The organism is Bacillus sp. FSL M8-0071 (assembly GCF_037975455.1).
In the GTDB taxonomy this organism is placed as follows: domain Bacteria; phylum Bacillota; class Bacilli; order Bacillales; family Bacillaceae; genus Bacillus; species Bacillus subtilis.
In genome coordinates this window covers 120,115-132,317 of record NZ_CP150256.1, presented here as the reverse complement: position 1 = coordinate 132,317, position 12,203 = coordinate 120,115, and the positions used below count along the sequence as shown (strand labels likewise).

The 12,203-nt window shown below is 43.4% G+C and carries 8 protein-coding genes; all 8 read right to left on the bottom strand.

Annotation, left to right across the window (positions count from 1 at the left end; genetic code table 11):
- Positions 1–25 precede the first annotated feature (25 nt).
- The 8 genes from fusA to rplL all read right to left on the bottom strand — a co-directional run bounded on the left by fusA (position 26) and on the right by rplL (position 12,181).
- Positions 26–2,104: an elongation factor G gene (fusA, locus tag MKX71_RS00705; protein WP_003235056.1), complete on the bottom strand. Its 2,079-nt coding sequence runs from the start codon at positions 2,102–2,104 to the stop codon at positions 26–28.
- A 53-nt stretch (positions 2,105–2,157) separates the two neighbouring features.
- On the bottom strand, positions 2,158–2,628 hold the full coding sequence (gene rpsG, locus MKX71_RS00700; protein ID WP_003225784.1) for a 30S ribosomal protein S7: 471 nt from the start codon (positions 2,626–2,628) through the stop codon (positions 2,158–2,160).
- A gap of 41 nt (positions 2,629–2,669) precedes the next feature.
- Positions 2,670–3,086 carry a 30S ribosomal protein S12 gene (gene rpsL / locus MKX71_RS00695; RefSeq protein WP_003225781.1) on the bottom strand — a complete coding sequence of 139 codons (417 nt, stop codon included), beginning with the start codon at positions 3,084–3,086 and terminating at the stop codon, positions 2,670–2,672.
- A 113-nt stretch (positions 3,087–3,199) separates the two neighbouring features.
- Complete coding sequence (locus tag MKX71_RS00690; RefSeq protein WP_003225778.1) at positions 3,200–3,448, bottom strand: 50S ribosomal protein L7ae-like protein; 249 nt, start codon at positions 3,446–3,448, stop codon at positions 3,200–3,202.
- Between the two features lie 178 nt (positions 3,449–3,626).
- Complete coding sequence (gene rpoC, locus MKX71_RS00685) at positions 3,627–7,226, bottom strand: DNA-directed RNA polymerase subunit beta' (protein ID WP_004399688.1); 3,600 nt, start codon at positions 7,224–7,226, stop codon at positions 3,627–3,629.
- A gap of 61 nt (positions 7,227–7,287) precedes the next feature.
- The gene (rpoB, locus tag MKX71_RS00680) at positions 7,288–10,869 is read right to left on the bottom strand and encodes a DNA-directed RNA polymerase subunit beta (RefSeq protein WP_009966326.1); all 3,582 of its coding nucleotides are present in this window, start codon (positions 10,867–10,869) and stop codon (positions 7,288–7,290) included.
- Between the two features lie 245 nt (positions 10,870–11,114).
- On the bottom strand, positions 11,115–11,720 hold the full coding sequence (locus MKX71_RS00675; RefSeq protein ID WP_003235045.1) for a class I SAM-dependent methyltransferase: 606 nt from the start codon (positions 11,718–11,720) through the stop codon (positions 11,115–11,117).
- Between the two features lie 89 nt (positions 11,721–11,809).
- On the bottom strand, positions 11,810–12,181 hold the full coding sequence (gene rplL / locus MKX71_RS00670; RefSeq protein WP_003156436.1) for a 50S ribosomal protein L7/L12: 372 nt from the start codon (positions 12,179–12,181) through the stop codon (positions 11,810–11,812).
- Between the last annotated feature and the right edge of the window lie 22 nt (positions 12,182–12,203).

The following is a 12,203-nucleotide window of genomic DNA, read 5'->3' as shown; positions in this document are numbered from 1 at the left end:
TACTTGAGTTAAGCGGCAAAATCAATTATTCGCCTTTATTTTTTTTGATAATTTCTTCTGCGACGCTCTTCGGCACTTCTTCGTAGTGATCCATGTGCATAGTGAACGTACCGCGACCTTGCGTATTAGAACGAAGTGCAGTAGCGTAACCGAACATTTCAGCAAGAGGAACCATAGCGCGAACAACTTGAGCGTTACCGCGTGCTTCCATACCTTCTACGCGTCCGCGACGTGAAGTGATATCACCCATGATATCTCCCATATATTCTTCTGGAATAACCACTTCCACTTTCATGATTGGTTCAAGAAGAACTGGGTTACATTTGCTGACTGCATTTTTCAATGCCATAGAAGCAGCGACTTTAAATGCCATTTCGTTTGAGTCAACATCATGGTAAGAACCGTCGAAAAGTTTAGCTTTAATGTCGATAAGCGGGAAGCCTGCTAGTACACCATTTTCAAGTGCATCTTCCAGACCTGCTTGAACAGCTGGGATGTATTCACGAGGAACGACCCCACCGACAATCGCATTTTCAAATTCAAAGCCAGCGCCTTCTTCGTTTGGTTCGAATTCGATCCAAACGTGTCCGAACTGACCGCGTCCACCAGACTGACGTACGAATTTACCTTCAACTTTTGCACCGGTACGGAATGTTTCACGGTACGCAACTTGAGGAGCACCAACGTTGGCTTCTACTTTAAATTCGCGTTTCATACGGTCAACAATGATATCAAGGTGAAGTTCACCCATACCAGAGATGATCGTTTGGCCAGTTTCTGGGTTTGTTTGAGTACGGAATGTAGGATCTTCTTCAGCAAGTTTCGCTAAAGCGATACCCATTTTATCTTGGTCAGCTTTTGATTTAGGCTCAATAGCAACGTCGATAACTGGTTCTGGGAATTCCATTGACTCAAGGATAACAAGATCCTTCTCATCACATAGAGTATCTCCAGTAGTTGTATCTTTTAGACCTACAGCAGCTGCGATATCCCCTGCGTATACAGTAGAGATTTCTTCACGGCTGTTAGCGTGCATTTGAAGAATACGTCCAACACGCTCACGTTTGCCTTTAGTAGAGTTTTTCACGTATGAACCAGAATCAAGTGTTCCAGAGTACACACGGAAGAACGTCAACTTACCAACGTAAGGGTCAGTCATAACTTTAAATGCTAATGCAGAGAATGGCTCTTCGTCAGAAGAATGACGCTCAATCTCTTCATTTGTATCAGGACGTGTACCTTTGATTGCAGCAACGTCAGTTGGTGCAGGAAGGTAGTCAAGAACAGCATCAAGTACTAGTTGAACACCTTTGTTTTTGAAAGCAGAACCAACAAGAACAGGGTAGAATTCAACATTTAATGTACCTTTACGAATTCCTGCTTTTAACTCGTCAATTGTGATTTCTTCACCCTCAAGGTACTTATCCATAAGCTCTTCATCAAGCTCACATACAGCTTCAATAAGGCTGTTGCGAAGCTCTTCAGCTTGCTCTTTGTACTCTTCAGGGATTTCTTTTGCATCAGAACGAGTTCCGAGGTCATCTTCGTAGAAATACGCAACGTTTTCTACAAGGTCAATGATACCTTCGAAGTTATCTTCAGCACCGATCGGCAATTGAATTGCATGAGCGTTTGCTTGAAGACGGTCTCTTAAAGTTCCTACAGAGTAAAGGAAGTCTGCACCGATTTTGTCCATTTTGTTAACAAAAACGATACGCGGTACTCCATAAGTTGTTGCCTGACGCCAAACAGTTTCTGTTTGAGGCTCAACGCCTGATTGCGCGTCAAGTACAGCAACAGCACCATCAAGTACACGAAGAGAACGTTCAACTTCAACTGTGAAGTCTACGTGTCCTGGAGTATCGATGATGTTTACGCGGTATCCTTTCCACTGTGCAGTTGTCGCAGCGGAAGTGATTGTGATACCACGTTCTTGTTCCTGCTCCATCCAGTCCATTTGTGAAGCTCCTTCATGAGTTTCACCAATTTTGTGGATACGACCAGTATAGAACAAGATACGTTCTGTAGTTGTCGTTTTACCGGCATCGATGTGAGCCATGATACCGATATTACGAGTTTTTTCTAAGGAGAACTCTCTTGCCATTGGGTAATTTCTCCTTCCTTATTAGGAAATTGTGTTTTGTTAATCTATAAATCCTACCAGCGATAGTGAGCAAATGCTTTGTTTGCTTCAGCCATCTTATGAGTGTCTTCACGTTTCTTAACAGCAGCACCAGTGTTGTTAGCTGCGTCAAGGATTTCGTTAGCTAAACGCTCTTCCATCGTTTTTTCTCCGCGAAGACGAGCGTAGTTAACTAACCAGCGAAGTCCAAGAGTCGTACGACGTTCAGGACGAACTTCTACAGGAACTTGGTAGTTCGCACCACCTACACGGCGTGCTTTTACTTCAAGTACAGGCATGATGTTTTTCAATGCTTGTTCGAAAACCTCCATTGCATCATTGCCAGTACGTTCTTTAATGATATCGAATGACTTGTATAGGATTGTTTGAGACTTACCTTTTTTACCATCGATCATCATTTTGTTGATTAGACGAGATACAAGCTTAGAGTTGTAAATCGGATCAGGTAAAACATCTCTTTTTGCTACAGGACCTTTACGTGGCATCTGAATATCCTCCCTTCATCAATTATGCGTATTTTCGTATATTATTTTGCTTTAGGTTTTTTCGTACCGTATTTAGAACGGCCTTGTGCACGGTTTTCAACTCCAGCAGTATCAAGCGCACCACGAACGATGTGGTAACGTACCCCTGGTAAGTCTTTTACACGTCCGCCGCGGATAAGTACAACACTGTGCTCTTGCAGGTTGTGACCGATACCAGGAATGTAAGCAGTAACCTCGATTCCGTTAGTCAAACGAACACGAGCATATTTACGAAGTGCTGAGTTCGGTTTTTTCGGTGTCATTGTACCAACACGAGTACATACCCCGCGTTTTTGTGGAGAAGATACGTTAGTGTGCTCTTTTTTAAAGCTGTTGTATCCTTTGTTAAGTGCAGGAGACTTTGAGTTTTCTACTTTACTCACGCGTCCTTTGCGAATTAGCTGATTAATTGTAGGCATGAATTTTTCCTCCCTTCATTACGTTTTATAACCCACATACCCAGGTGGTTCATCAAAAGGCAAAAAACAATGTCTTTACACAAGATGGAATCTTACGCAAAAACAAAAGTACGTTATAAAATAATGGCAACAGCGGCTGCTCCTACCTCAATTCCGCAGGCTTTGCCGAGCTTTTTCATGGATTCAACCATTGAGACAGAGATACCTTGATCTTCAGCAAGTGAAACAACACTTGACGTGAGTATCGGATCTGCGTCTTTTGCAACGACTACTTCCTTTACTGAACCTCGCTTTAGAGCTTTCACTGTTTGCTTCGTACCAATAATAATTGATTTGGCCTGTGATACTTTATCATAAGACATAAACATATCCTCCAAAGTAACAGGTTTATTTCGAGCACCTTGGTTATATTATCATTCTAGGAGACGAATGTCAACAAGGTATGACATTTTTTAGATTCGTTCTTCTCATAGAGTGACTTTTTCATAAATATATCTGCTGAAAGACTGTTTTTGCAGTCTTTCAGCAGAATTAAATCAGTTATTCAACCGGGACCATATCGTCAGTCGGCTGAACATTTGATACTGGTTTTACTTTACGGTATTTCATCATTCCTGTACCAGCTGGAACAAGCTTACCGATGATAACATTCTCTTTCAAGCCGAGAAGCTCGTCACGCTTACCTTTGATCGCTGCATCTGTAAGGACACGTGTTGTTTCCTGGAAGGAAGCAGCAGATAAGAATGAATCAGTTTCAAGAGATGCTTTTGTAATACCGAGTAAGACAGGACGGCCTGTAGCAGGTCGATTGCCTTCAAGTAATACCTTTTTGTTCGCTTCAGTAAATTGGTGAATATCAAGCAATGTACCTGGAAGCACATCAGTGTCACCGGCATCAATTACGCGTACTTTGCGAAGCATCTGGCGAACCATTACTTCTACGTGTTTATCTCCGATTTCAACACCCTGCATACGGTAAACCTTTTGAACCTCATGGAGAAGATACTCTTGAACAGTCGTCAGGTCAGTCACTTTAAGAAGTTCTTTCGGATCGATTGAACCTTCTGTCAGTACTTGGCCTCGAGTAATTTTATCTCCTTCCGCTACTTTCAGGCGGGAGTTGTAAGGTGCCGTATAAGAGCGTGTTTCCACTGCGCCTTGAACCACAATTTCCTGTTGCTTATCACGAACTTCATTGATCTCAACGACTGTACCATCGATTTCTGTAATTGTTGCCTGACCTTTCGGATTACGCGCTTCGAAAAGCTCTTGGATACGCGGAAGACCCTGTGTGATATCGTCTCCGGCAACCCCGCCTGTATGGAATGTACGCATTGTTAACTGTGTACCAGGCTCACCGATTGATTGGGCAGCAATGATTCCGACAGCTTCACCGACTTCAACATCGGAGCCAGTTGCAAGATTTCGGCCATAGCATCGTTTACATACACCATGAGGCGTATTACATGTGAAGGCAGAACGGATCCACACTTCTTCAATGCCGGCTTCGACAATCTCCAGTGCTTTATCTTCATCGATCAGTTCGTTTTCATTCACAAGCACTTCACCTGTTTCAGGGTGCTTCACTTGTTTTCTTGCAAAACGTCCGATTAAGCGTTCTTCTAAGCGCTCAATTGTTTCAGTTCCTTCTTTAAGAGGCTTAGCAAGAATGCCTCGGTCAGTTCCGCAATCAGTTTCACGGATGATAACATCCTGAGCAACGTCAACGAGACGGCGTGTAAGGTAACCTGAGTCAGCAGTTTTAAGAGCGGTATCGGCAAGACCTTTACGCGCACCGTGTGTGGAGATAAAGTACTCCAATACTGTCAGACCTTCACGGAAACTTGATTTGATCGGCAACTCAATGATACGTCCAGCCGGGTTGGCCATCAGACCGCGCATTCCGGCAAGCTGCGTAAAGTTAGATGCGTTACCACGGGCACCAGAGTCACTCATCATGTAGATCGGGTTGAGTTCATCAAGTGATTTCATCAGTTTGCCTTGGATAACGTCTTTTGCAGCACTCCAGATAGAGATGACTCTCTCATAGCGTTCTTCTTCAGTGATAAGACCGCGGCGGAATTGCTTCATAACGTTGTCAACTTTGCTTTGCGCTTCCTCAAGAATTTCTTGTTTATCATCGAGTACGACGATGTCAGAAACCCCAACTGTAATACCAGCTTTAGTTGAATATTTGAAACCTAGGTTTTTCATGCGGTCAAGCATTTTAGACGTTTCCGTAATATGGAATCGTTTAAAGATTTCCGCGATGATTTTACCCAGAATGCCTTTTTTAAACGGCGCATTGATTGGCTGCTGTGCGATAACAGCTTTAACGTCAGCACCTTTTTCTAAGAAGAAACGGTCAGGTGTTTTTTCTTCAATGTTGCTCTTCGTTGGTTCATTCATGTAAGGGAATGATTCCGGAAGAATTTCATTGAAGACAAGCTTACCGACAGTTGTAATTAACAATTTTGAGCGCTGTTCTTCGGTAAATGTCACATTCTTAAGTGAGTTAGCTGCAACAGCTACTCTCGTATGAAGGTGAACATATCCGTTTTGATAAGCAAGAAGCGCTTCGTCTGTATTCTTGAAGACCATACCTTCACCGACAGCACCGGCACGCTCAAGTGTCAGGTAATAGTTACCCAGTACCATATCCTGAGACGGTGTTACAACCGGTTTACCATCTTTAGGGTTCAAGATGTTTTGAGCAGCAAGCATCAAGATGCGTGCTTCAGCTTGTGCTTCAGCAGATAATGGTACGTGAACCGCCATTTGGTCACCGTCAAAGTCAGCGTTGTAAGCTGTACATACGAGCGGGTGAAGACGGATTGCGCGTCCTTCAACAAGCGTTGGTTCAAACGCCTGGATACCTAATCTGTGAAGAGTAGGGGCACGGTTCAGCAGTACCGGGTGCTCCTTAATAACTGATTCTAGTACATCCCAAACTTCAGGCTGTACGCGCTCAATTTTGCGTTTCGCACTCTTAATGTTGTGAGCAAGACCTTTTTCAACAAGTTCTTTCATAACGAAAGGTTTGAAAAGTTCAAGTGCCATTTCCTTCGGTAATCCGCATTGGTACATTTTCAAATGAGGACCAACAACGATTACAGAACGTCCGGAGTAATCGACACGTTTACCAAGAAGGTTTTGACGGAAACGGCCTTGCTTCCCTTTCAGCATGTGAGAAAGAGATTTTAACGGTCTGTTTCCAGGACCTGTTACAGGGCGTCCGCGGCGGCCGTTGTCAATTAGGGCATCGACAGCCTCTTGAAGCATACGCTTTTCGTTTTGAACGATGATGCTAGGCGCACCAAGGTCCAAAAGGCGTTTCAAACGATTGTTACGGTTGATGACACGACGATAAAGGTCATTCAAATCAGAAGTCGCAAAACGTCCGCCATCTAGCTGAACCATCGGTCTAAGCTCCGGAGGAATAACAGGAAGCACATCAAGGATCATCCAAGAAGGCTTGTTTCCTGAGTTACGGAAGGCTTCTAAAACTTCAAGACGTTTGATCGCACGAGTACGGCGTTGTCCTTGTGAAGTTTTCAGCTCTTCTTTTAACATATCAACTTCTTTTACAAGATCGATATCTTGAAGAAGTTTATGAATTGCTTCAGCACCCATAGATGCTTGGAATTTATTACCGTATTTATCAAGATAAGCACGGTATTCTTTCTCAGACAGAAGCTGTTTCTTTTCAAGCGGTGTATTCGCCGGATCAGTTACAACGTAAGAAGCAAAGTAAATGACTTCTTCTAAAGCACGAGGTGACATATCCAGCACAAGACCCATACGGCTTGGAATACCTTTGAAATACCAAATGTGGGAAACTGGGGCAGCCAGTTCAATGTGCCCCATTCTCTCACGACGGACTTTAGCCCGTGTTACTTCGACTCCGCAGCGGTCACAAACTACGCCTTTATAACGAACTCGCTTGTACTTCCCGCAATGACATTCCCAGTCCTTAGTCGGTCCGAAAATGCGTTCGCAGAATAGACCGTCCTTTTCAGGTTTTAACGTACGATAGTTTATCGTTTCAGGCTTTTTCACTTCACCAAAAGACCATGAACGGATTTTATCTGGTGAAGCAAGACCGATGTTCATATACTCAAAATTGTTCACATCTAGCAAGGGGCCTACCTCCCTTTTTATCTTCGGATTAACCGATGTCACTTGCCTTTATAACTAGAGATTATTCTTTTGTTACTACATCGCGTTCAACGTCTGCAGATGCTGTTTCTTCCGGCTCTTCATCACCTGATAATGCCAGGCCGTCAGCTTGTTTCGCATCTTCTTCGTCTTCTAAATCTCTCATTTCTATTTCTTCTTCATCACCAGAAAGGATTTTGACATCCATACCTAAGCTTTGAAGTTCTTTGATTAATACTTTGAATGATTCCGGAACACCTGGTTCAGGAACATTGTCGCCTTTAACGATGGCTTCGTATGTTTTCACACGTCCAACCACGTCATCAGACTTAACAGTCAGAATTTCTTGAAGAGTGTAAGCCGCACCGTAAGCTTCAAGTGCCCAAACCTCCATCTCACCAAAACGCTGTCCGCCAAATTGCGCTTTACCGCCAAGAGGCTGCTGCGTAACAAGTGAGTAAGGGCCTGTAGAGCGTGCATGAAGTTTATCGTCAACCATGTGAGCTAGTTTGATCATGTACATGATACCGACAGATACACGGTTATCAAACGGCTCTCCAGTACGTCCGTCGTAAAGCACTGTTTTGGCGTCACGAGACATGCCGGCTTCTTCAAGTGTTTCCCAGACATCCTCTTCTCGCGCTCCGTCAAATACAGGAGATGCAATGTGAATGCCAAGGTAACGAGCGGCCATACCCATGTGAAGTTCCAATACCTGCCCGATGTTCATACGTGATGGTACGCCCAGCGGGTTAAGCATGATATCAATTGGTGTGCCGTCAGGAAGGTAAGGCATATCCTCTTCAGGAAGAATCTTAGAGATAACACCTTTGTTACCGTGACGACCGGCCATTTTATCCCCTTCAGAAATCTTACGTTTCTGAACGATATATACGCGTACTAACTGGTTAACACCTGGAGGAAGTTCGTCTCCGTCTTCACGGTTGAAGACTTTAACGTCATGGATAATTCCGCCGCCGCCGTGAGGCACACGAAGAGAAGTATCACGAACCTCGCGGGCTTTCTCGCCAAAGATGGCGTGAAGAAGGCGTTCTTCTGCAGTCAGTTCAGTTACGCCTTTAGGCGTTACTTTACCAACAAGAAGATCTCCGTCTTTTACTTCTGCCCCAATACGGATGATTCCGCGGTCATCAAGATTGCGAAGCGCGTCTTCACCGACGTTTGGAATATCGCGAGTGATTTCTTCAGGTCCAAGTTTCGTATCACGTGCTTCTGATTCGTATTCTTCAATGTGGATAGATGTATAAACATCATCCTTCACTAGGCGTTCACTCATGATGATGGCATCCTCATAGTTGTAGCCATCCCATGTCATGAAGCCGACCATTACGTTACGGCCAAGTGCAAGTTCACCAAGCTCCATAGAAGGACCGTCAGCAAGGATTTCTCCTTTTACCACTTCATCGCCGACACTTACGATCGGACGCTGGTTGTAGCACGTACCTTGGTTAGAGCGGACAAATTTCAGCAGGCTGTATTTATCCAGGTTTCCTTTTACTTTTTGACCGTCTACTTCTTCATAACGGCGAACCCAAACGTTTTTCGCTTCTACGCGTTCAACGATACCAGGGTGTTTACAAATAACAGCGGCACCAGAGTCTTTTCCTGATACGTATTCCATACCAGTTCCAACAAATGGCGCTTCCGGCTGCATCAAAGGCACAGCCTGACGCTGCATGTTCGCTCCCATGAGGGCACGGTTGGAGTCATCGTTTTCTAAGAACGGGATACATGCTGTCGCAGCAGATACAACCTGCTTAGGCGATACATCCATGTAGTCTACACGATTTCTGGAAACAACGGTGTTCTCCCCGCGGAAACGAGCTACGATGCTGTCATCAATAAAGGCGCCTTCGTCATCAAGACGAGCATTCGCTTGAGCGACAACATAGTTATCCTCTTCATCAGCAGTTAAGTAATCGATTCTGCCCGTTACCTTCCCTGTTTCAGGGTCAACGCGGCGATATGGCGTTTCAATAAAGCCAAAACGGTTTACTTTTGCATAAGATGATAGTGAGTTGATCAAACCGATGTTCGGGCCCTCAGGCGTTTCAATCGGACACATACGGCCATAGTGGGAGTAGTGAACGTCACGCACTTCCATTCCGGCACGCTCACGTGTCAATCCGCCCGGTCCTAATGCTGACAGACGACGCTTGTGCGTTAATTCAGCAAGCGGGTTCGTCTGATCCATGAATTGAGAAAGCTGTGAGCTTCCAAAGAACTCTTTAATGGACGCAATAACAGGACGAATATTGATCAGCTGCTGAGGCGTAATTGTATTCGTATCTTGAATTGACATTCTCTCACGAACCACACGCTCCATACGGCTTAAACCGATACGGAATTGATTCTGGAGAAGCTCGCCTACAGAACGTAAACGGCGGTTTCCAAGATGATCGATATCATCTGTGTCGCCTACTCCGTGCAGCAGGTTGAAGAAGTAGCTGATTGAAGAAATAATATCAGCAGGCGTGATGTTTTTAATCTCTTCTTCGATGTAAGCATTGCCGATTACATTAATAACCTGTTCTCCTTCTTGATCAGTCGGAGCAAAGATTTTAATTGATTGAAGAGTCACTTCATCTTCAACAACGCCGCCATTCGGATACAGCTTTCTGAAACCGATTCCGTTTTCTAAGTATGGCAGTACTTTATCAAGTGTTCTTCTATCAAGAATCTGACCTTTTTCAGCAAGGATTTCTCCTGTTTCAGGATCAACAAGCGTTTCAGCAAGTCTCTGATTGAAGAGGCGATTCTTAATATGAAGTTTTTTATTAATTTTATAGCGTCCTACATTGGCAAGATCGTATCGTTTCGGATCAAAGAAACGAGAATCAAGCAAGCTTTTCGCATTTTCTACTGTAGGCGGCTCTCCAGGACGGAGACGCTCGTAAATTTCCAGCAACGCTTTGTCGCTGTTTTCTGTGTTATCTTTATCAAGCGTATTTCGCAGGTATTCGTTTTCTCCTATGAGATCAAGAATCTCTTGATCGGAGCCGAAGCCGAGAGCACGCAAAAGAACCGTAACCGGCAACTTACGTGTGCGATCAATGCGGACATAAACAACATCTTTCGCATCAGTTTCGTATTCTAACCATGCGCCACGGTTTGGAATGACAGTTGCGGTAAAACCTTTTTTACCGTTTTTGTCTACTTTACCACTGAAATATACACTTGGAGACCGAACAAGCTGGGAAACGATAACACGTTCCGCACCGTTAATGATAAAAGTACCTGTATCTGTCATAATAGGGAAATCACCCATGAAGACATCTTGGTCTTTTACCTCTCCAGTTTCTTTGTTAATTAAACGAACCTTCACTCTTAGCGGAGCTGAGTAAGTCACATCACGTTCTTTTGATTCCTCTACAGGATATTTAGGCTCACCTAAACTATAATCAATGAACTCAAGAGAGAGGTTACCAGTGAAATCCTCAATTGGTGATATGTCTTGAAACATCTCTCTAAGACCCTCATCAAGAAACCACTGATAAGAAGAGGTTTGAATTTCAATGAGATTTGGTAATTCTAACACTTCGCTAATGCGAGCATAGCTTCTGCGCTGGCGGTGTCGTCCATACTGAACTAGTTGACCTGTCAACTGATTCACCCCTCAAATCATGCGTATTATATGTGTAATAAGCATTTCTTCCAAAGAAAGAAAATACTTTTACAAGACAAAAGAAAAAAGGGTTTCTAATTAAGAAAACCACATCCAAAAACAAATACCGATTTTATTAGCATTTCCATACTTGTATAATTTATACATAGATATTGACAATTCATCATATCAAGCAAAATATATACATTGGCATTTTACAATATTAACATAGTTAAAATACCGAGTCAAACTTTTTTTGCTTTTATGATATAATAGCCTTTCTTTTTTTGAACGACGGAAACTTCATCGAACAGTTCCTCAAGCTTTTCAATGGCAGAAGGCGCGCCTTGCTTTTTCTGTATGACGATCCACAATTCACCTGAAGCTTTTAAGTGTTCAGCGCTTTTCTCAAAGATAGCATGGACAACTTTTTTTCCGGCTCGGATTGGGGGATTTGTAAGAATAGAAGCAAATGTTTGAGCAGAATCAACGTTTGAAAACAAATCGCTTTGATAAATCTTAACGTTTGTTATTCCGTTCTGTTCCGCATTTTCATTTGATAGTTCTACGGCTCTCTCATTAACGTCAATCATGTGGATAGTCCGGTCTTTAAAGTCGCTGGCGAGCGATAAACCAATCGGGCCGTACCCGCAGCCTACATCCAAAATGCCGCCCTCAACCTCAGGCTCTTCAAAAGAATCAATCAGCAGGCGGGAGCCGAAATCAACTTCTTTTTTAGAAAAAACCCCGCTGTCGCTGGTAAACGTGAAATCTTTATTCCGAAGCCTAAAAGACCAGGTTTGCTTGTTGCTTTTTACTGAAGGTTTTTCTGAATAATAGTGCTCACTCATTATTAGAACCTCCTTTTTTCATGGCTTAAAGAATGGCAAAGAAAAAGCTCGCCTCATAAAAGCGAGCTTCCCCTACAGGTAAGTGAAGATTACTTAACTTCTACAGAAGCGCCAACTTCTTCAAGTTTAGCTTTAAGCTCTTCAGCTTCTTCTTTAGCAATACCTTCTTTAAGTGGTTTTGGAGTGTTGTCAACAAGTTCTTTAGCTTCTTTCAAGCCAAGACCAGTGATTTCACGTACAACTTTGATAACTTTGATTTTTTGAGATCCTGCACCAGCAAGGATAAGATCGAATTCACTTTGCTCTTCAGCAGCTCCGCCTGCAGCAGCTCCGCCAGCTACAGCTACAGGAGCAGCAGCAGTTACGCCAAATTCTTCTTCGATTGCTTTTACTAGGTCGTTCAATTCAAGTACAGTTGCTTCTTTAACGGAAGCAATGATTTCTTCGATATTTAAAGCCATTTGTAATTCCTCCATTTTGTTT